This is a genomic window from Pseudomonas svalbardensis (assembly GCF_030053115.1).
Taxonomy (GTDB): domain Bacteria; phylum Pseudomonadota; class Gammaproteobacteria; order Pseudomonadales; family Pseudomonadaceae; genus Aquipseudomonas; species Aquipseudomonas svalbardensis.
On record NZ_CP125619.1, the window covers coordinates 6,206,203 to 6,226,487 of the forward strand.

The 20,285-nt window shown below is 58.7% G+C and carries 17 protein-coding genes; 7 read left to right on the plus strand and 10 right to left on the minus strand.

Annotated features, from left to right (window positions below):
* Positions 1-97: 97 nt before the first annotated feature.
* The 4 genes from pstA to QFX16_RS28860 form a co-directional block, all read right to left on the minus strand.
* A complete protein-coding gene (gene pstA / locus QFX16_RS28845) occupies positions 98-1,768 on the minus strand; it encodes a phosphate ABC transporter permease PstA (protein WP_283182239.1) in 1,671 nt (556 codons plus the stop codon).
* A gap of 15 nt (positions 1,769-1,783) precedes the next feature.
* The gene (locus QFX16_RS28850) at positions 1,784-4,066 is read right to left on the minus strand and encodes an ABC transporter permease subunit (RefSeq protein ID WP_283182240.1); all 2,283 of its coding nucleotides are present in this window, start codon (positions 4,064-4,066) and stop codon (positions 1,784-1,786) included.
* Between the two features lie 230 nt (positions 4,067-4,296).
* A complete protein-coding gene (locus QFX16_RS28855; RefSeq protein WP_283182241.1) occupies positions 4,297-5,295 on the minus strand; it encodes a phosphate ABC transporter substrate-binding protein PstS in 999 nt (332 codons plus the stop codon).
* 231 nt (positions 5,296-5,526) lie between these two features.
* Positions 5,527-6,825, minus strand: coding sequence for an MFS transporter (locus tag QFX16_RS28860; protein WP_283182242.1), 1,299 nt, complete (start codon positions 6,823-6,825; stop codon positions 5,527-5,529).
* 364 nt (positions 6,826-7,189) lie between these two features.
* Here QFX16_RS28860 and QFX16_RS28865 point away from each other — a divergent pair, with 364 nt between their 5' ends.
* Together QFX16_RS28865 and QFX16_RS28870 are read left to right on the plus strand one after the other, a co-directional pair.
* Entirely contained in the window at positions 7,190-7,594 is a 405-nt protein-coding gene (locus tag QFX16_RS28865) for an acyl-CoA thioesterase (RefSeq protein ID WP_003177184.1), read from the plus strand.
* Positions 7,595-7,651: 57 nt separating this feature from the next.
* Positions 7,652-8,551 carry a D-hexose-6-phosphate mutarotase gene (locus QFX16_RS28870; protein ID WP_283182243.1) on the plus strand — a complete coding sequence of 300 codons (900 nt, stop codon included), beginning with the start codon at positions 7,652-7,654 and terminating at the stop codon, positions 8,549-8,551.
* Positions 8,552-8,585: 34 nt separating this feature from the next.
* Here the strand turns inward: QFX16_RS28870 and QFX16_RS28875 are convergent, their stop codons facing one another.
* The 4 genes from QFX16_RS28875 to purE form a co-directional block, all read right to left on the minus strand.
* Entirely contained in the window at positions 8,586-9,122 is a 537-nt protein-coding gene (locus QFX16_RS28875) for a DUF3299 domain-containing protein (protein ID WP_283182244.1), read from the minus strand.
* Positions 9,123-9,210: 88 nt separating this feature from the next.
* Positions 9,211-9,459, minus strand: a complete 249-nt coding sequence (locus QFX16_RS28880) for a GlsB/YeaQ/YmgE family stress response membrane protein (protein WP_283182245.1) — start codon at positions 9,457-9,459, stop codon at positions 9,211-9,213.
* A 107-nt stretch (positions 9,460-9,566) separates the two neighbouring features.
* On the minus strand, positions 9,567-10,649 hold the full coding sequence (locus QFX16_RS28885) for a 5-(carboxyamino)imidazole ribonucleotide synthase (RefSeq protein ID WP_283182246.1): 1,083 nt from the start codon (positions 10,647-10,649) through the stop codon (positions 9,567-9,569).
* An 11-nt stretch (positions 10,650-10,660) separates the two neighbouring features.
* Positions 10,661-11,152: a 5-(carboxyamino)imidazole ribonucleotide mutase gene (gene purE, locus QFX16_RS28890; RefSeq protein WP_008150032.1), complete on the minus strand. Its 492-nt coding sequence runs from the start codon at positions 11,150-11,152 to the stop codon at positions 10,661-10,663.
* Positions 11,153-11,606: 454 nt separating this feature from the next.
* Here purE and QFX16_RS28895 point away from each other — a divergent pair, with 454 nt between their 5' ends.
* Entirely contained in the window at positions 11,607-12,203 is a 597-nt protein-coding gene (locus QFX16_RS28895; RefSeq protein WP_283182247.1) for a zinc metalloprotease, read from the plus strand.
* Positions 12,204-12,260: 57 nt separating this feature from the next.
* Here QFX16_RS28895 and QFX16_RS28900 read toward each other — a convergent pair whose 3' ends face one another.
* Complete coding sequence (locus QFX16_RS28900) at positions 12,261-13,172, minus strand: LysR substrate-binding domain-containing protein (RefSeq protein WP_283182248.1); 912 nt, start codon at positions 13,170-13,172, stop codon at positions 12,261-12,263.
* 180 nt (positions 13,173-13,352) lie between these two features.
* Between QFX16_RS28900 and aspA the strand changes: the two genes are divergently transcribed.
* The 4 genes from aspA (at position 13,353) to QFX16_RS28920 (ending at position 19,039) form a co-directional block, all read left to right on the plus strand.
* On the plus strand, positions 13,353-14,777 hold the full coding sequence (gene aspA / locus QFX16_RS28905; protein WP_283182249.1) for an aspartate ammonia-lyase: 1,425 nt from the start codon (positions 13,353-13,355) through the stop codon (positions 14,775-14,777).
* Between the two features lie 502 nt (positions 14,778-15,279).
* Positions 15,280-16,731, plus strand: a complete 1,452-nt coding sequence (locus tag QFX16_RS28910) for an alanine/glycine:cation symporter family protein (protein ID WP_283182250.1) — start codon at positions 15,280-15,282, stop codon at positions 16,729-16,731.
* A gap of 141 nt (positions 16,732-16,872) precedes the next feature.
* Complete coding sequence (locus tag QFX16_RS28915) at positions 16,873-17,877, plus strand: asparaginase (RefSeq protein ID WP_283182251.1); 1,005 nt, start codon at positions 16,873-16,875, stop codon at positions 17,875-17,877.
* A 163-nt stretch (positions 17,878-18,040) separates the two neighbouring features.
* Positions 18,041-19,039: an AraC family transcriptional regulator gene (locus QFX16_RS28920; protein ID WP_283182252.1), complete on the plus strand. Its 999-nt coding sequence runs from the start codon at positions 18,041-18,043 to the stop codon at positions 19,037-19,039.
* 509 nt (positions 19,040-19,548) lie between these two features.
* On the opposite strand, the gene QFX16_RS28925 is transcribed toward QFX16_RS28920, so the two are convergent.
* A complete protein-coding gene (locus QFX16_RS28925) occupies positions 19,549-20,091 on the minus strand; it encodes a hypothetical protein (protein ID WP_283182253.1) in 543 nt (180 codons plus the stop codon).
* Positions 20,092-20,285 lie beyond the last annotated feature (194 nt).

Here is a 20,285-nt window from a genome sequence, read left to right on the forward strand (position 1 = left end):
CCTGCTCGCGATTCAGGCAATGCGGTTTAACTCTGAAACCGCGGTGATGCCATCGCGAGCAAGCTCGCTCCCACATAGAAATCAGTGCTGCATGAAATCAGCTATCCAGCGCTTTGTATTTTTCGCGCAGGTGGTTACGGATATAAACGGCCGACAGGTTCAACGTCGCGATCACCAGCACCAGCAACAGCGCCGTGGCGTACACCAGTGGGCGTGCCGCTTCGACGTTCGGGCTCTGGAAGCCGACGTCATAAATGTGGAAGCCAAGGTGCATGATCTTCTGGTCCAGGTGCAGGTATGGATAGTTGCCATCCACCGGCAGCGACGGCGCCAGTTTCACTACACCCACCAGCATCAGCGGCGCTACTTCACCGGCGGCACGGGCCACCGCGAGGATCATGCCGGTCATCATCGCCGGGCTGGCCATCGGGATGACGATCTTCCACAAGGTCTCAGCCTTGGTCGCGCCGAGGGCCAACGAGCCTTCACGTACGGTGCGAGGAATCCGTGCAAGACCTTCTTCGGTCGCCACGATCACCACCGGCACCGCCAGCAGCGCCAGGGTCAGCGAAGCCCAGAGCAAACCCGGCGTACCGAAGGTCGGTGCCGGCAGCGCTTCCGGGAAGAACAGGCGGTCAACCGAGCCACCTAACACGTAAACGAAGAAGCCCAAACCGAACACGCCGTAAACGATTGCCGGAACACCCGCGAGATTGTTCACCGCGATACGGATGATCCGGGTCAGGGTGTTCTGCTTGGCGTATTCACGCAGGTACACCGCCGCCAGCACGCCGAACGGAGTAACGATCATCGCCATGATCAGCGTCATCATCACGGTGCCGAAAATCGCCGGGAAGATCCCGCCCTCGGTGTTCGCTTCACGCGGGTCGTCCGACAGGAATTCCCAGATCTTGCTGAAGTAGAAGCCGACCTTGGTAACGGTGCCCATCGCGTTCGGCTGGTAGGCGTGTACCACTTTACCGATGCTGATTTCGATTTCTTTGCCGTTCGCATCGCGGGCCGTCAGGCTGTCGCGGTTGAATTGGGCGTGCAGGTCATTCAGACGGGCTTCGATGTCCTGATAGCGCGCATTGAGCTCAGCGCGCTCGGATTCCATGTCCGCTTGTGCAGCAGCGTCGAGCTTGCCTGCCAACTCCAGTTTGCGACCGTGCAGACGCACACGCTCCAGCCCTGCGTTGATCGCGCCGATGTCGACCTTTTCAAGGATCTTGAGCTGCGCGGCGAGCTTGTTGACGCGTTCCACACGCGCTTGCAACTCAGGCCACGCCGCTTCGCCTTCAGCGATGACCTTGCCGTCCTGTTTGACGTTGACCAGGTAGCCGTAGAAGTTGCCCCACTCACGACGCTCGATGGCCATCAGCTCTGGCGGCGTCTTCTGGTTAGTCAGCCACTCGCCGACGATCCAGGTGAAGTCGTTGCCGTTCAGGTCACGGTTGCCGACTTTGATCAGCTCGCGGGTCATGAACTCCGGGCCCTGGTCGGGCACCGGCAGGCCAGCGCTTTTCAGGCGCTCGCGCGGCACTTCTTCTTTCTGCACCACTTCGCCGATGACGAGGTGATTGGCCTGGCCCGGCACGTCGTAACTGGCGTGCACCAGGTCCGCCGGCCAGAAATGGCCCAGACCGCGCACGGCAATCACTGCCAACAAGCCAATGGTCATGATGACCGCGATGGACACCGCGCCACCGCTGATCCAGACGCCGGGGGCGCCGCTCTTGAACCATCCTTTCAGGGAGTTCTGTTTCACAGACTTCTACCTTTCTTAAAGCGACGAGTATTTCTTGCGCAGACGCTGACGAATCAGTTCCGCGAGGGTGTTCATGACGAAGGTGAACATCAGCAGCACCAGCGCCGAGAGGAACAGCACGCGGTAGTGGCTGCCGCCGACTTCCGATTCGGGCATTTCCACCGCGACGTTGGCGGCCAGTGTGCGCAGACCTTCGAACAGGTTCATTTCCATGACCGGCGTGTTACCGGTGGCCATCAGTACGATCATGGTTTCGCCGACCGCACGGCCCATGCCGATCATCAGCGCCGAGAAAATGCCCGGGCTGGCGGTGAGGATCACCACGCGAGTCATGGTCTGCCACGGCGTGGCACCGAGCGCCAGGGAGCCGAGGGTCAAGCCACGTGGCACGCTGAACACGGCGTCTTCGGCGATGGAGTAGATGTTCGGGATCACCGCGAAGCCCATGGCCAGACCGACCACCAGTGCATTGCGCTGGTCGTAGGTGATGCCCAGGTCGTGGGAGATCCACATGCGCATGTCGCCGCCGAAGAACCAGGTTTCCATGTACGGGCTCATGTACAGCGAGAGCCAGCCTACAAACAGAATCACAGGGATCAGGATCGCGCTTTCCCAACCGTCCGGCACTTTCAGGCGGATCGATTCAGGCAGGCGACTGAAGACGAAACCAGCCACCAGAATGCCGATGGGCAGGAGCATCAGCAGACTGAAGATGCCCGGCAAATGCCCTTCAACATACGGTGCCAGGAACAAGCCGGCGAAGAAGCCGAGGATCACCGTCGGCATCGCTTCCATCAACTCGATCACCGGTTTGACCTTGCGGCGCAAGCTTGGGGCCATGAAGTATGCGGTGTAGATCGCCGCAGCGACGGCCAGCGGCGCGGCCAACAGCATGGCGTAGAACGCGGCCTTCAAGGTACCGAAGGTCAGCGGAGACAGGCTCATTTTCGGTTCGAAGTCGGTGTTGGCCGCGGTCGATTGCCAGACGTATTTAGGCTCGTCGTAGTTCTCGTACCAGACCTTGCTCCACAACGCGCTCCACGATACTTCCGGGTGCGGGTTCTCCAGCAACAGTGGCTGCACCTTACCGTTGGCCTCGACGATGATGCGGTTGGCACGCGGCGACAGACCGAAAATGCCTTGGCCTTCCACCACCTGATCGACCAGCAACGTGCGGTGAGCGGTACTGTGGAAGACGCCGAGCTTGCCGGACGCGTCGAGGGCAACGAAGCCTTTGCGACGTTCTTCGGCGGTGATTTCAACAATCGGCGCGGTGCCCATCTGGAAGGTACGAATCTGCTTCAGACGCAGCTCGCCGTCCGGGTCGCGCGCCATGAACCACTGGGCCAGACCACCTTTGGAGTCACCGAGGATCAGCGAGATGCCGCCCACCAGCTGGGTGCTGGCGGTAATCTCGGCATCGCCGTTTTCGAGCAGCTTGTAGCGACCATTGAGGCTCTTGTCGCGCAGGCTGAACACATCGGCCTGGGCCCGACCGTTAATCACGTACAGCCACTGCTGACGTGGGTCGACGAAGATGTTTTTCACCGGCTCAGTCATCTGCGGCAGATCGATGCGCTTCTGCTCGTTGGTGATTTCGCCGGTCATCATGTTTTCTTCGCTGGTCAGCGACAAAACATTGAGTTGTGAACCGGTGGAGCCGACCAGCATCAGGGTCGAATCGGTCGCGTTAAGGCTGACGTGCTCTAGCGCGCCGCCCGTCTCGTTCAGTGCGATCGGCGTTTCACCGTACGGATACTCGACGGCTGGCGTAATGGTCTTCTTGCCGTCTGGGTAGCTGACTTTATAGGTATGACGGAACACCAGTGCCTGACCGTTGGACAGGCCCACCGCTACCAGTGGATGACCTGGCTGGTCTTCACCGATAGAAGTCACGCTGACGCCGGCCGGAACCTTCAGATCGACGCGTTTGAGTTCGGCGCCACTGTCGATATCGAAGAACAGCGCCTGGCCCTTGTCGGAAACCCGCATGGCGACCTGGTTCTGTTCTTCCAGGGAGATCATCAACGGCTTGCCGGCGTCTTGCATCCAGGCCGGCGTGATGGCGTCCTTGGAGGTCAGGTCGGCCCCCTGAAACAGGGGCGCGACAATGTAAGCGAGGAAGAAAAAGATCAGCGTGATCGCGCCAAGAACGGCAAGGCCGCCCACGAGGACGTACCAGCGGGTCAGGCGATCTTTGAGCGCGCGGATGCGGCGCTTGCGTTGCAGCTCAGGCGTATTGAAATCAATTCGCTTGGGAGGATTAGTAGTCATGGTGGAATTGGCCAGATCATTCATGCGCACACCCTAGCGAACCTGTATGACAGAAAGATGACAATGCAGTGACGCAACAAATCCGCCGCCTGTGGGAACTGGCAGCGGACCGAAAATTTGGGGGTTGTAGGAGCTGTCGAGGGAAACGAGGCTGCGATCTTTTGATCTTGCGGTTAGAAGCCTGATCAAAAGATCGCAGCCTCGGTTCCCTCGACAGCTCCTACAGAGTCCAGGTTTACCCCGGACTCAAGGTTTTACTTTTTTGCGACGTTGCCGCCTTCTTGCAGACCCAGGTCAGCCAGTGCTTTTGCAGCAACCTTGGCCGGCAGTGGGATGTAGCCGTCTTTCACCACAACTTCTTGACCCTGTTTGGACAGGATCAGCTTCACGAACTCGGCTTCCAGCGGGGCCAGAGGCTTGTTCGGGGCTTTGTTGACGTAAACGTAGAGGAAGCGCGACAGCGGGTACTTGCCGTTCAGGGCGTTTTCTTCGGTGTCTTCGACGAACTCGGTGCTGCCTTTCTTGGCCAGAGCTACCGTTTTCACGCTAGCGGTTTTGTAGCCAATGCCCGAGTAACCAACGCCGTTCAGCGAGGAGCTGATCGATTGCACGACCGAAGCCGAGCCTGGTTGTTCGTTGACGTTTGGCTTGTAGTCGCCTTTGCACAGGGCTTCTTCTTTGAAGTAGCCATAAGTGCCGGATACCGAGTTACGACCGAACAGTTGCACTGGCTTGTTGGCCAGGTCGCCGGTCACACCCAGGTCACCCCAGGTTTTCACGTCAGCTTTGGCGCCGCACAGACGAGTCGAGGAGAAGATCGCGTCGACCTGTTCCATGGTCAGGTGCTGGATCGGGTTGTCCTTGTGCACGAACACAGCCAGGGCATCCACGGCAACCGGGATAGCAGTTGGCTTGTAGCCGTATTTGGTTTCGAAGGCTTGCAGCTCGTTATCCTTCATCTTGCGGCTCATCGGGCCCAGGTTAGCGGTGCCTTCAGTCAGCGCAGGTGGCGCGGTAGAAGAACCGGCGGCCTGAATCTGGATATTTACGTTCGGGTATTCTTTTTTGTAGTTCTCAGCCCACAGGGTCATGAGGTTAGCCAGGGTATCGGAGCCGACGCTGGACAGGTTGCCCGACACACCAGTGGTCTTGGTGTAGCTCGGGATAGCAGGGTCAACAGCGGCAACCGCGTTGGCAGTCGCAACGCCAGCAGCGACAAAAGTCATTGCCGCCATCAAACGCTTCAGTTTCATGCCTTACTCCTAGCAGATAGGTGTGTTAAGTCGGGGCCAAGTATCAGCAGGCCGTGTGAACACTCTATGGCTGAAATATGACAATTAGATGAAAGGCCAGCATTCGATTGTTTGCCGGGTGATTTGCGTTGCCCCCTTCGCGAGCAGGCTCGCTCCCACAGTGGTCCGCGTTCAACCTGTGGGAGCGAGCCTGCTCGCGAAAGGGCCAGTACAGTCGATGAAAGGCTCGGCTTAGCGACCCTTCTTCCAGAGGTACGCGCCCACCAGAATCCCGACACCGCAAATGATCGCTACGTAATAGGCAGGCCCCATCGGGCTTTCCTTCAGCAGCAGGGTGACAACCATCGGGGTCAGGCCGCCGAAGATGGCGTAGGCCAGGTTGTAGGAGAACGACAGCCCGCTGAAGCGCACCACCGCCGGGAAGGCTTTGACCATCACATACGGCACTGCACCGATAGTGCCGACCAGCAAGCCGGTCAAGGCGTACATCGGGAACAGCCAGTCCGGGTGGTTGAACAGGCTGTGGTAGAAGGTCCACGAACTGATCAGCAACGCGGCACTGCCGAACACGAAGACACGACCCGCGCCGAAGCGGTCAGCCAGTGCACCGGAGGCGACGCAGCCCAGGCTCAGAAACACGATCGCCAGGCTGTTGGCCTGCAATGCGGTGGTTGGCGAGAAGTGGTAGACGGTCTGCAGCACGGTCGGGGTCATCAGAATGATCACGATGATGCCGGCAGACAGCAGCCAGGTCAGCAGCATGGAAATCAGGATCGCCCCGCGATGGTCACGCAACACGGCGCGCAGCGGCACTTCTTCTGCCAGGGCCTTGCGCAGTTGCAGCTCGGCGAATACAGGGGTTTCGTGCAACCAGCGGCGCAGGTAAACCGAGAACAGGCCGAACACGCCACCCAGCAGGAACGGAATCCGCCAGGCGTAATCCGAGACTTCGACCGGGGTATAAATGCTGTTGATCGCGGTGGCGACCAGCGAGCCCAGCAGGATGCCAGCCGTCAGCCCGCTGGTCAGGGTGCCGCAGGCATAACCGATATGACGCTGCGGCACGTGTTCGGAAACGAATACCCACGCGCCCGGCACTTCACCGCCAATTGCCGCGCCCTGAATCACCCGCATCAGCAGCAGCAGGATCGGCGCCCACATGCCGATCTGCGCGTAAGTCGGCAACAGGCCCATGATCAGGGTCGGCACCGCCATCATGAAAATGCTAAGAGTGAACATCTTCTTGCGTCCCAACAGGTCGCCGAAGTGCGCCATAACAATGCCGCCCAGTGGCCGCGCCAGGTAGCCGGCGGCAAAGATCCCGAAGGTCTGCATCAAGCGCAGCCACTCGGGCATGTCGGCCGGGAAGAACAGCTTGCCGACCACCGTGGCGAAGAACACGAAGATGATGAAATCGTAAAACTCCAGCGCACCGCCCAGGGCAGACAGCGACAAAGTCTTGTAATCGCTGCGGGTCAGCGGACGTGCGGATTGAGTGGACTGCGCGATGCTCGAGGGCGCTGTGGTCATGGCAAGGCTTCTCTTATAGTCGGATCTGCAACCTCAACAACGCTGGCCGAGGCTTGGGCAGGTCCGGCACGATAACAAATTGTTCGAAAAAGCACATAGAGGTGCGTATTTGACGGTCGAAATGAGAACCGGACGGTCGTCTCGGAGTCTACCGACCGATATACTCGCAATCCTGCACCTGCTTGTAAGGGGTTGCTGTGCGAAAACGTCGTTGGCAGCCGTCAGCCGATTTCGCAGAGTTTCCCTTTAGGCGCCTTACGAAAAACGTGACGAACGTAGTATGTTCGGGGCTGAATCGTTTTTCCTTGAGACGGCTATTCACCTGAAGTACCAATGAGAGTCACGGGTCAGAGGCACCCCCGGCATGATAGAGCTCGAACAAGAAGATCCAATCCCGCAAGGCGACCTTGCCCTGCAAATTACCGCGCTTCCTCGCGAAACCAACGGCTTTGGCGATATTTTCGGCGGTTGGCTGGTGTCGCAGATGGATTTGGCCGGCACCGCAATGGCCAGCAAAGTCGCGGGTGGTCGCGTGGCCACGGTTGCGATCGACCGCATGGCGTTTCTGGTTCCGGTAGCGGTGGGTGCTCAGCTCTCCTTCTATACCCAGGCGCTGGAAATCGGCCGCAGCTCGATTCAGATGATGGTCGAAGTCTGGAGTGACGATCCGCTGTCCAGCGAATGGCGTAAAGTGACGGAAGCCGTGTTTGTGTTCGTCGCCATCGACGGCAGCGGTCGCACCCGTTCGGTTCCGCCTAGAGCTCGTTAAACACTGCGACCTTTCTGCGGTCCATTGCAGTCATTGTTCCTGATCGAGAGTTGCCCCATGAGCACGCCCAACGTTGAAGCCGTGAAACTGGATGAACTGAACTGCTGGCGCATTCGCCACGGTCAGGCCGAATTGCTGGTCGCCCAGCAAGGCGCGCACATCCTCAGTTATCAAGTGGCCGGGCAACCGCCGCTGATCTGGCTCAACGACGAGGCCGTGTTCAAGACTGGCAAGAGCATCCGCGCCGGGGTTCCGGTGTGCTGGCCGTGGTTCGGCAATCTGCCGCGCAACCCGCAGAGCGTTCAGGCGATGCGCGTCAGTAACGAAGCGCCGACCGCCCACGGGCTGGTAAGGGCGATGGACTGGGAACTGGGCGGCATTGAAACCGAGGGCGAAAGCCTCAAGGTGGAGTTTGTTCTGCCCTACCCTGAGGGCGGTTTACCGGGCTGGCCGCATCAGGTGGATTTGAAGCTGAGCATTCGTCTGGATGAGCAACTGCACATCAGCCTGACCAGCCATAACCAGGGCGCTGACAAAGTCACCATCAGCCAGGCGCTGCACAGCTATTTCGCGGTCAGCGATGTACGCCAAGTGCATGTCGAAGGGCTGGATGGCTTGAGTTACATCGAAACCCTGGACGACTGGAAAACCGTCACTCAGACCGGCGATCTGCGTTTTGTCGGCGAGACCGATCGTATCTATCTCAATACCCCGACGAAGCTGAGCATTGTCGATCCGGCCTGGGAACGGCGCATCGAGCTGACCAGCAGCGGTTCACGCTCGGCGGTGATCTGGAATCCGTGGATTGATCGCGCTGCGGCGTTCAGTGACATGGCTGACGATGGCTGGCAGCGGATGCTGTGCATCGAAACGGCGAATGTGATGGATGATGTGGTGACATTGGCACCGGGTGCCAGTCACACGCTGGGCGTGAGCATCGGCAGCGCACCTTTATAAGCATCACCCAAACCCGCTCCCACATTTGGATCTCCTACAAATCCGACTCCTGCACCACCTGCACCTTCGACGCATCCAGCGCATACGCTGCATCAGCCAGGTCGTTGTTGACCTTCTCGACCTTCAGCGTGCCGGTCACCCACAGCGGTGTATAGATGTCATTCAGCTTCAAACCTTTCGGATAACGCACCAACACCAATTGATTAGGTGGCGGCGGCGGCACGTGGATGCAGGCGCCCGGATACGGCACGAGGAAGAACAGTGTGCTGCGGCCCTTGGCGTCGGACTCCAGCGGCACCGGATAACCACCGATGCGGATGTTCTTGTCGTTCATCGACGGCACGGTTTTGGTCGAATACATCACCGCCGGCAAGCCCTTGCTCTGCTTCATGCCACCCTTTTGGGTAAAGGTGCCATTGGCTTCGGGGGAGTTGTGGTCGATTTCGGGCATGGCCTCGAGGGCTTTCTGGTCCGACTTGGGCATCAGTTCGAGCCAGTCGGTTTCCGGCATTTCGCCGGCGTGGGCCAAACCACTGCCCAAGAATAGAATAGTCAATAGAAGACGGCGCATGAAAGTGCTCGGCAAAGGAAAGGACGGTGTAACGCCGAGCATTCTAGCCCTCTCCGGCGATGGCGCAGAGAGGGCTTTGTCACTTCAATCAGGTCCTTTTTTTGATCAGGCCGTAGATCACCAGCAATACCACCGCGCCCACCAGCGCACCGATGAAACCTGCGCCTTCGCCAGCGCGGTAGATACCCAGGGCCTGGCCGCCGTATGTGGCCGCCAGCGAACCGCCGATACCGAGCAGGATGGTCATGATCCAGCCCATGCCGTCGTCGCCCGGTTTCAAGAACCGAGCCAGCAGGCCGACGATCAAGCCGATAAAGATGGTTCCGATAATTCCCATGGCATTTCCCTCTGATTGGTTTGGCTATGCGAAAGCCTAGTCAGACTTTGGCATCCTGCCATGAGAGAACGGCGGCCCCTGAATGGTTCCGCCGCTGCCGCATGAAACTATTCGGCGATGAGCGCTTCGACCTTGAGGATCTGCGCAGCCAACGTATCACGGTCTGCACAGCGCAGATTGGCGTGACCGACCTTGCGGCCGACCTTGAACGCCTTGCCATAGTGATGCAGGTGGCAATCGGCAATGGCCAGAACTTTCTCGGTCTCCGGCACTTTACCGATGAAGTTGAGCATCGCGCTCTCGCCGACCTTGGCCGTCGAACCCAGCGGCAGACCGGCAACGGCCCGCAGGTGGTTTTCGAATTGGCTGCACTCGGCACCTTCAGTGGTCCAGTGCCCCGAGTTATGCACACGCGGGGCGATCTCGTTGGCCTTGAGGCCACCGTCGACTTCAAAGAACTCGAACGCCATCACGCCAACGTAATTCAGTTGCTTGAGCACGCGGCTGGAATAGTCTTCCGCCAAGGCTTGCAGCGGGTGGTCGGTGCTGGCCACGGACAGTTTGAGGATGCCGCTGTCGTGGGTGTTGTGAACCAGCGGATAGAACCTGGTTTCGCCATCGCGAGCGCGCACGGCGATCAACGAGACTTCACCGGTGAACGGCACGAAACCTTCCAGCAGGCAGGCCACGCTGCCCAGTTCGGCGAACGTACCGACCACGTCTTCAGGCTTGCGCAGGACTTTCTGGCCCTTGCCGTCGTAACCCAGGGTGCGGGTTTTCAGCACGGCCGGCAGACCAATAGAAACCACGGCGGCGTCCAGATCAGCTTGTGACTGAATGTCAGCGAACGCCGGGGTAGGAATCCCCAGGTCCTTGAACATGCTCTTCTCGAACCAGCGATCACGGGCGATGCGCAGGGCTTCGGCGCTCGGGTAGACCGGGACGAACTGCGACAGGAAGGCCACGGTTTCGGCCGGGACGCTTTCGAACTCGAAAGTCACCAGATCGACTTCATCGGCCAGCTGACGCAGGTGATCCTGATCGCCGTAATCGGCCCGCAGGTGCTCGCCCAACGCGGCTGCGCAAGCATCCGGCGCGGGGTCCAGGAAAGCGAAGTTCATGCCCAGCGGAGTGCCCGCCAGCGCCAACATGCGACCCAACTGGCCGCCACCGATTACACCGATCTTCATCGTCAACAACCTCAGGCGATGCGTGGGTCTGGATTTTCCAGGACGCTGTCTGTCTGCTCAGCGCGGAATTTTTTCAGCACCGCGTGGAACTGCGGGTGCTTGGCGCCGAGGATGCTCGCCGACAGCAACGCTGCGTTGATCGCGCCGGCCTTGCCGATGGCCAGGGTGGCGACCGGAATGCCCGCGGGCATCTGCACGATAGACAGCAGCGAATCGACGCCCGAGAGCATCGACGACTGCACCGGCACGCCCAGCACCGGCAGGTGGGTCTTGGCCGCACACATGCCTGGCAAGTGGGCCGCGCCGCCGGCACCGGCGATGATCACCTCGATGCCACGCGCCTCAGCCTCTTCGGCGTACTGGAAGAGCAGGTCCGGGGTGCGGTGGGCAGAGACCACTTTCACCTCGTAAGGAATGCCGAGCTTTTCCAGCATATCGGCGGTGTGGCTAAGGGTGGACCAATCGGACTTGGAGCCCATGATCACGCCAACCAGTGCACTCATCGTCGTGCCTCTTCTCTCTGGGCGCCCGCAGGCGCGTCAAAAAACAAACAAGCCACGCAAAATGCGTGGCTTGATTGTATGAATTATGGCCGGGCGAACCGGCCGAAGGCCGCGCAGTATACCTCAATGAAGCAGATAAACAGCCCCCATAGCGACCATCTGTCAATTGATTCAATGCGGCAAGTTTATTGACTCAAAAGTCAGTCGATTCAGCCTGCCCCCATAGGCTTATTAAGATATCCCAACGCACAACCTCTACTCCACGAAATTACAACTAAGGTTATTGGTAGCGGCTAGTCATATCGCAATAAAGTGACATATAGATTAACTCGCCAAAGCGCCGCACCCTAGTTAGTTTGACTATCGTAACCACCAACCAACACAACTAACAAACACAACAAGAAATCTCTCGAACCTAATCAGAACCGAGATGTTTTTTAATAAGGATTCAAGGATGACTCCAACTACCAAGCCGTCACAGATAAAAGATCTTATGATTTTCGCTATGATTCACGAAGACGTACCCGCTTCAACGAAAGAGACGATTTATGCCGATCATTTCCAACCTTTTGTAAAAGAGCTGGAAAGCTTCACCGACCTGAGGGTCAACATTGTCTTTGGTGGCGGCTCGCCCTACAGCAACTTCAATTACAAGGGCGATGACGAAATGCAGACCCTGAGGCGCTGGGAGGCCCTGGGTATAAAATTTCTGGACGAGGCTAGAAAAGAAGGTTTCCAGACAAACTCATTGACCAAGGTTATTTTGGTCACTAAAGATCATTTGAATGACAAGACTGGAGGTGCTGCACTTCTCTGGCCCCCATTTGGCGCTGGAACCTTTGCAATTGCATCAACGACCAGTTTCATAACAGTGGGTCATGAGATCGGCCATTTATTAGGCGCCAAACATGAAGACTCGAAAGTTCAATACAACGGTTGGTGGTGCGAAACGTATATGACACCACAGCGAAATGTACTCCGATCCATTTGCTATAACTTCAGCCCGACTAACCGACAAAACATAAAAAATTATCTGAATCACAGAGCTTGATGCTCCAACTCTGATATGGGCAGAGGCACAAAAAAGCATGCCTCTGCCTTCACCAGCTTACTGATTGCCACTTGCTGCTCCGCCCTCGAGCTTGCGCCACAACAACCGCACATTCGCCTTGCGCACCAAGGCGCAGCGGTACAGGCGAATCTCCAGCGGCACATGCCACTGCGGGCCGCCGCAAACCACCAGTTCACCCCGAGCCAGTTCGGCGCGCACGCTGAGCTTCGGCACCCAGGCAATGCCCAATCCTTCCAGCGCCATGCTTTTAAGACTGTCGGCCATGGCGGTTTCGTAGATGGTGGTGAAGCGCAACGCGCGCTGGCGCAGCAGCATGTTCACCGAACGCCCGAGAAATGCACCGGCGCTGTAGGCGAGCAGCGGCACACTGCCTTCGCCTTCCAGATCGAACAGTGGCTTACCGTCGGCATCAGCCGCGCAGACCGGGAGCATTTCGGTGTCGCCAAGGTGCAGCGACGGGAAGATTTCCGGGTCCATCTGCATCGCGGCATCCGGGTCGTAGAACGCCAACATCAGATCGCAACCGCCTTCACGCAGGGCATGCACGGCATCACCGACGTTGGTTGCCACCAGGCGCGTCGCGATGTTCAGGCCTTCATTACGCAGCTGCGCGATCCAGCGCGGGAAGAAACCCAGCGCCAGGGAGTGAGCAGCAGAAACCTGCATCACCTCGCCCTGCCCGCCTTCCAGGTGATGAAGGTGACGCAACACTTCACCGAGCTGCTCGACCACCGTCCGCGCGGTGACCAGAAACAGCTGCCCCGCCGCTGTCAGCTCGATCGGCGTGCGCGAGCGATTGACCAGGGTCAGCCCCAGCGCGGCTTCAAGGCTGCGGATCCGTCGACTGAACGCCGGCTGAGTCACGAAGCGTCGTTCGGCAGCCTGGGAGAAGCTGCGGGTGGCGGCCAGAGCACTAAAGTCCTCAAGCCATTTACTTTCAAGGTTCATCACGGCCTCCCGGACACGCACCAATTTAGGTCACACGCTCGCCGCAGACACGGCGTCACACGGGCATTATGCCGAATGTGCATAGGCTAGTGTTTAACAGCATTGGCCCAAAATTCTCCACAAGCCTAGCATTTGCAGTGTTCCGGCACAGACCGGGTCCCTATCGAGATGATTTCTATCATGTCTTCCGCTGCATCTTTCCGCACAGAAAAAGACCTGCTTGGCGTACTCGAAGTACCTGCTCAAGCGTATTACGGCATCCAGACCCTGCGAGCGGTGAACAACTTCCGTCTCTCCGGCGTTCCGATTTCGCATTACCCGAAACTGGTCGTTGGTCTGGCGATGGTCAAACAGGCCGCCGCTGACGCCAACCGCGAGCTGGGTCACCTGAGCGAAGCCAAGCACGCTGCCATCAGCGAAGCCTGTGCACGTTTGATCCGCGGCGATTTCCACGAAGAGTTCGTGGTGGACATGATTCAAGGCGGCGCTGGCACTTCAACCAACATGAATGCCAACGAAGTCATCGCCAACATCGCGCTGGAGGCCATGGGTCACCAGAAGGGCGAATACCAATACCTGCACCCGAACAACGACGTGAACATGGCGCAGTCGACCAACGACGCCTACCCGACCGCGATCCGTCTGGGTCTGCTGCTGGGTCACGACGCGCTGCTGGCCAGCCTCGACAGCCTGATCCAGGCGTTCGCCGCCAAGGGCCAGGAGTTCAGCCACGTATTGAAGATGGGCCGTACCCAGCTGCAAGACGCCGTGCCGATGACCCTCGGCCAGGAATTCCGCGCCTTCGCCACCACATTGAGCGAAGACCTGGCGCGTCTGAAGACACTGGCCCCTGAGCTGCTGACCGAAGTGAACCTGGGCGGCACCGCGATTGGCACCGGCATCAACGCCGACCCGCGCTACCAACTCTTGGCCGTTCAGCGTCTGGCCCTGATCAGCGGTCAACCGCTGGTTCCGGCCGCCGACCTGATCGAAGCCACCTCCGACATGGGCGCCTTCGTGCTGTTCTCCGGCATGCTCAAGCGCACCGCGGTCAAGCTGTCGAAGATCTGCAACGACCTGCGCCTGCTGTCCAGCGGCCCACGCACCGGCATCAATGAAATCAACCTGCCGGCGCGTCAGCCAGGCAGCTCGATCATGCCAGGCAAGGTCAACCCGGTTATCCCGGAAGCGGTTAACCAGGTGGCGTTCCAGATCATCGGAAACGACCTGGCCCTGACCATCGCAGCCGAAGGCGGCCAACTGCAACTGAACGTGATGGAGCCGCTGATCGCATTCAAGATCTTCGACTCGATCCGCCTGCTGCAACGCGCCATGGACATGCTGCGCGAGCACTGCATCGTCGGCATCACCGCCAACGAAGAGCGCTGCCGCGAACTGGTCGAGCACTCGATCGGCCTGGTCACCGCGCTGAACCCGTACATCGGCTATGAAAACGCCACCCGTATCGCCCGTATCGCCCTCGAAAGCGGCCGCGGCGTGCTGGAACTGGTGCGCGAAGAAGGCTTGCTCGACGACGAAATGCTCGCCGACATCCTGCGCCCGGAAAACATGATTGCTCCGCGTCTGGTACCTCTGAAGGCTTAACCGAACGCAACGCCGGCGCTTGCTCTTTTAACGAAGAGCACGAAGCGCCACGCTCACCAGGTCGAGGGACTAGACACCTCTCACCTTTTGAGGGCTTGGGGATTCATTCCCCAAGCCCTTTTTTTTAATGATTTGCAGGCCCGACCGTATAGGTCGTGCCTGGCTCGACTTCTGTAGGAGCACGGCTTGCCGGCGATGGCGCCTTCAAGATCGCCATCGCTGGCAAGCCATGCTTCGACAAAAGAAAGGGACCTCGTTTCGTCGCTTGCACCACAACCGTGCAGACGGACGGCACGCTCATAGGTATAGTGCCGCCCCTCTTCGCGTGAGCGGTCGTCGGTAACGAGGCCCAAACCCATGCGAAACCCGAACTAATAACAACCTGCGATATGGAACCGGGACGAATCTTCGCCTCACCTGTTGTGCCACGCGCAAGCCGGTGTAACGCGATATTTCTGCCCCTCCAGCATTTGCCTAAACAAAAAACAGCGAGGAATAATCCATGCTCGAAGTCATTAACGACTTCCTCTCAGGGAAAGTACTGATCGTGCTCATTGTCGGGCTCGGTAGCTACTTCACGATCCGCTCGCGTTTCGTTCAATTGCGCCACTTTTTCCACATGTTCGCGGTGTTCCGCGACAGCCTGAAAAGCAGCGCCGGTCAACTCAGTTCGTTCCAGGCATTGATGCTCAGCCTCGCCGGCCGCGTCGGTGCGGGCAACATCGCCGGTGTCGGCATCGCGGTAACTCTGGGTGGTCCGGGTGCGGTGTTCTGGATGTGGGTGACCGCGTTGGTCGGTATGTCCAGCAGCTTCTTCGAATGCTCCCTCGGCCAGCTCTACAAGCGCTGCGATTCCGACGGCACGTACCGTGGCGGCCCGTCCTATTACATCCAGCACGGCCTGCAGAAACGCTGGCTGGGCATGATCATGGCGTTTCTGCTGCTGATCACCTTCGGCTTCGCCTTCAACGGTCTGCAATCCCACGCCGTGACCCACTCGCTGAAAAACGCTTTCGACCTCGACCCCACTTACACGGGCCTGGCCCTGGCGGTGTTGCTGGGTCTGGTGTTCATCGGTGGTATCAAGCGGATCGCCAAGGTCGCTGACCTGTTGGTGCCGGTGAAAACCCTGGTGTACATCGGCGTGACCATCTACGTGATCGTGCTGCAATTCGACCACGTTCCGGGCATGTTGATGACCATCGTCAAAAGCGCCTTTGGTCTCGACCAGGCCTTCGGCGGCCTGATCGGCAGTGCCATCGTCATGGGCGTGAAGCGTGGCGTGTTCGCCAACGAAGCGGGCCTGGGCAGTGCGCCAAACGTGGCCGCTGTGGCCTCGGTCGAGCACCCGGTTTCGCAAGGTGTGGTTCAGGCGTTCAGCGTGTTCCTCGACACCTTTGTGATCTGCACCTGCACCGCGTTGCTGATCCTGCTCTCGGGCTTTTACACACCAGGCTTCGAAGGCGACGGCATTGCCCTGACCCAGAATTCGCTCGCCGCCGTCGTCGGTGACTGGGGCCGGAGTTTCATTTCCGTGGCCCTGTCGTTGTTCGTGTTCACCTCGATTCTCTACAACTACTACCTGGGCGAGAACAACCTGCGGTTCCTGATCGGTGAAAACCGCAAGGCGCTGATCGGCTACCGCGCACTGGTACTGGTGTTGATCTACTGGGGTGCGATCGAGAACCTGGGTACGGTGTTCGCGTTCGCCGACATCACCATGACCCTGCTGGCGTTCGTGAACCTGATCGCGCTGTTCCTGCTGTTCAAAGTCGGCATGCGCATCCTGCGTGACTACGATGACCAGCGCGCGGCCGGCATCAAGACGCCCGTGTTCGATTCGAGCAAATTCCCGGATCTGGACCTGGACTTGAAAGCCTGGCCAGCCAATCCGCCAGCGGCCGCCACCAAGGCTGAAGCTGAGCCGCAAGGCGTACCCGCAGCGCAACGCTGATCGGTTAAAGTGCGCAATCCCATGTGGGAGCGAGCCTGCTCGCGAAGAGGGAATGTCAGACGGCATTGATGTCGGCTGAAATACCGCTTTCGCGAGCAGACTCGCTCCCACAGGGGAAGTCATTATTCTCGGAGAGTCTCCATGAATTCCTCGACCTACCCTGCCGCCCAGCACGTCATGGTGCTCTACACCGGTGGCACCATCGGTATGCAAGCCAGCGCTCATGGCCTGGCCCCGGCGTCCGGTTTCGAAGCACGGATGCGCGAATATCTGCACAGCCAGCCTGACCTTATCGTGCCGCAGTGGCGCTTTCGCGAGATGTCGCCGCTGATCGATAGCGCCAACATGAGCCCGGCTTACTGGCAGCAACTGCGTGAAGCGGTGGTTGATGCTGTCGATGTCCAGGGTTGCGACAGCGTGCTGATCCTGCATGGCACCGACACCCTCGCTTACAGCGCGGCGGCCATGAGTTTTCAATTGCTCGGCCTGCATGCCCGCGTGGTGTTCACCGGTTCCATGCTGCCGGCCGGCGTAGCCGACAGCGATGCCTGGGAAAACCTCAGCGGCGCGCTGGTTGCTTTGGGTCACGGCCTTGCGCCGGGCGTTCATCTGTACTTCCACGGCGAACTGCTGGACCCGACCCGTTGCGCGAAGGTGCGCAGTTTCGGTCGCCATCCGTTCAAGCGTCTTGAGCGTCAGGGTGGCGGTGAGAGGGCTACTTCAATACCGGCATCGCTGACCTACAACCAGCCCAAGCAATTGGCGAAAGTCGCTGTGCTGCCGCTGTTCCCCGGCATCGGCGCCGAGATACTGGACAGCCTGCTCGACAGCGGCATTCAAGGCCTGGTGCTGGAGTGCTACGGCAGCGGTACCGGGCCGAGCGACACTCCAGAGTTTCTCGCCAGCCTGGAACGGGCGCGGGACAAGGGTGTTGTGGTTGTAGCCGTCACCCAATGCCATGAAGGTGGCGTCGAGCTGGATGTTTACGAGGCTGGCAGTCGTCTGCGTGGTGTCGGTGTGTTGTCCGGTGGTGGGATGACGCGGGAAGCGGTGTTCGGCAAGTTTCACGCGTTGCTGGGTGCAAATCTGGATAACGCTGAAGTGCGTCGTCTTGTAGAGCTCGACCTGTGCGGCGAACTCAGCTGACACCCTGCAATACCCTGTGGGAGCGAGCCTGCTCGCGATAGCGGTCGTCCATCCAACAATGATGCTGACTGACACACCGCCATCGCGAGCAGGCTCGCTCCCACAGGATCTCCATCAGGCATACAACTTGCTGCGTTCCAGCATCCCAAGGCTGGAACACCCCATGTTGCACTCCCACCTCACCACCCTCAACGCTGTCTCCCTGGTGCTCAACACCTTCAAGGCCGAGGGCTTGTCCAGCGAAGCGCTGCTGGCCGGCAGCGGCATCAGCGCGGCGGATCTGAGCCGGGCGGACACGCGCATCACCACCAATCAGGAGATGCAGGTCTGCGCCAATGCCGTCGCGCTCAAGCGTGATATCGGCCTGGAACTGGGCCGGCGAATGCATGTTTCGTCCTACGGCATGCTCGGGTACGCCTTACTCACCAGCGCCACTTTAGGTGACGCCTTGCGGCTGGCACTGCACTATCCGGCGCTATTAGGAACACTGTTCGAGTTGAGCCTGGAAGAGGATAACGAGCGCATCTGGCTCACCGCTGGCGACTATCGGGAAAACCCTGCGCTGGCGCCATTCAATGTCGAGTTTTGCCTGGTTTCGATGAAGGTCACTTGCGAAGACCTGCTCGGCCAACCGTTGCCGCTGCTTGGCGCCCGCTTCGAATACCCGGCACCGGACTATCAGGCACGCTACACCGAACGTTTCGATTGCCCCTTGCAGTTCGACGCTGCGTCCAACGCCTTTGCCTTCGACAAAGCCTGGCTGGAGCACCCCCTGCCGCTGGCCGACGCCATCACCCATCAGGCCATGGCCGAACGCTGCCGCAAACAGAACACCGAGTTCACGGGACGCCAGGTGTGGCTGGGACGAATCCGCCAGCTACTCAGCGCGCAGTTGAATGCGGCGCCCGGCCTCGAAGGTTTGGCCGAGCAGATGAATTGCTCGGCGCGCACCTTGCGTCGCCACCTGAAGGATCTGGGCTGCAGCTATCAGGAATTGCTTGATGAGCTGCGGTTCGAGCAGGCCAAACGCATGCTCTGCGAGGACCAACTGGCGATCTATCAAATCGCCGAAGCATTGGGTTTCAGCGAGACCGCGAGTTTCCGTCATGCGTTCGTGCGCTGGAGCGGTGTGGCGCCAAGTCAATTCAGGCCACACGGATAGCCCCTGTGGGAGCGAACCGGCTCAGCACTCCATTGAATTTAGATAATAAAAACTGTCCTGCGAAGCCCCGCATTCCGCGGTTCGCAGGACGAAAAAACAACGCTGCAAAACTGTCTCAACCACCCGAAAAGCTACTTGTTCATGAAGCTCTAGGGAATAAAAACTGTCTCGCAGCGCCATCTAATTGAAATCAAAGGATTTTTTCATGGAGCATCTCTACTCTTCCTTCCGCTCCATCCTATTTGGACTCGCGGTTTCGCGATGGCGCCTTCATCGAGGTTTGCTCGGCTTCGTTGTCTGCTTTAAGGAGCCGACGATTTCGAAAAAGGATTTTGTCATTTCTTCATCTCAAACCTTAGGTACCGGCGGAGGGCGGTTTTGCTTGCTAGATCGTGCAACGTCACCTGGTAACAGCCCAATGTGCTTCATTGCCAATCGCTCTTTTTCATTCAGTGCTGAGTCGAAGACCACTGCGTTCACGCGATTGTTTCGATCCTCACGAGCGAAACTCACGACATTGGAATTTCTATCAACTGGAAGATCGAATGGACATCGCAGATCCAAATGGGTGCCGGTGATACGAGGCTGCAGCGACTGAAGCTGTAGCTGTTGGACATCCTGCGAATTGCTTGAATACGCACTAGAACGAATGCCTTACTCACATCGGCGTGCTTTATAGATTTCCTGCCAGCGCTGCGGCACTCTATGTAAGCAATCTTAAGGAGCTGTACAGCAAGCCGCTTAATCCCAAAAGTAGAACGATAAAGCTCTGTTGTTAGGTCATCAATCCCAACCTGAATGTGACCATTGCAGACCCGAATGCACTCGCTTACATAATCTTTCCAGTCTTGGCTCTCAGGATGATCAGGCAGCATGATACGAGGCTCCGAGAGGAGCCTCTGTTTATCTTCGCTATTTCGGCGAATTAGCTTATGCACGAGGCTGTAGTTAGAAACGAATATTACTGGAAGACCGATAGCAGCCATCGTCAACAGAATGTCAGTTACCTTTGATGCGCCGGAGCCGGTTATGTGCTGAGTTTCGTCAAGCATTGCGAGTGAGACGCCGTATAGATTTGCTCGCCGCCGGCTTTCAACGAGTGTAGTGGTCAACTAATCCCGGACACGACGTTAAGTTTTTCTTCGGCCCGAGCTGGCGCCAGTCCACCGTTGAATTGATGGGGTCGAATCCAGTTGTAACCGATGCGGGCGAGCAGTTCCACGGCAGAAGAACTTCGTAATCCTCA

Coding starts and splice junctions, on each gene's coding strand:
- purE (WP_008150032.1), bottom strand. CDS start 11,152: ATGAGTGCACTGGTTGGCGTGATCATGGGCTCCAAGTCCGATTGGTCC.
- QFX16_RS28855 (WP_283182241.1), bottom strand. CDS start 5,295: ATGAAACTGAAGCGTTTGATGGCGGCAATGACTTTTGTCGCTGCTGGC.
- QFX16_RS28865 (WP_003177184.1), top strand. CDS start 7,190: ATGATAGAGCTCGAACAAGAAGATCCAATCCCGCAAGGCGACCTTGCC.
- QFX16_RS28880 (WP_283182245.1), bottom strand. CDS start 9,459: ATGGGAATTATCGGAACCATCTTTATCGGCTTGATCGTCGGCCTGCTG.
- QFX16_RS28860 (WP_283182242.1), bottom strand. CDS start 6,825: ATGACCACAGCGCCCTCGAGCATCGCGCAGTCCACTCAATCCGCACGT.
- QFX16_RS28850 (WP_283182240.1), bottom strand. CDS start 4,066: ATGAATGATCTGGCCAATTCCACCATGACTACTAATCCTCCCAAGCGA.
- QFX16_RS28900 (WP_283182248.1), bottom strand. CDS start 13,172: ATGAACCTTGAAAGTAAATGGCTTGAGGACTTTAGTGCTCTGGCCGCC.
- QFX16_RS28925 (WP_283182253.1), bottom strand. CDS start 20,091: ATGCTTGACGAAACTCAGCACATAACCGGCTCCGGCGCATCAAAGGTA.
- aspA (WP_283182249.1), top strand. CDS start 13,353: ATGTCTTCCGCTGCATCTTTCCGCACAGAAAAAGACCTGCTTGGCGTA.
- QFX16_RS28885 (WP_283182246.1), bottom strand. CDS start 10,649: ATGAAGATCGGTGTAATCGGTGGCGGCCAGTTGGGTCGCATGTTGGCG.
- QFX16_RS28895 (WP_283182247.1), top strand. CDS start 11,607: ATGACTCCAACTACCAAGCCGTCACAGATAAAAGATCTTATGATTTTC.
- QFX16_RS28870 (WP_283182243.1), top strand. CDS start 7,652: ATGAGCACGCCCAACGTTGAAGCCGTGAAACTGGATGAACTGAACTGC.
- QFX16_RS28920 (WP_283182252.1), top strand. CDS start 18,041: ATGTTGCACTCCCACCTCACCACCCTCAACGCTGTCTCCCTGGTGCTC.
- QFX16_RS28910 (WP_283182250.1), top strand. CDS start 15,280: ATGCTCGAAGTCATTAACGACTTCCTCTCAGGGAAAGTACTGATCGTG.
- QFX16_RS28915 (WP_283182251.1), top strand. CDS start 16,873: ATGAATTCCTCGACCTACCCTGCCGCCCAGCACGTCATGGTGCTCTAC.
- QFX16_RS28875 (WP_283182244.1), bottom strand. CDS start 9,122: ATGCGCCGTCTTCTATTGACTATTCTATTCTTGGGCAGTGGTTTGGCC.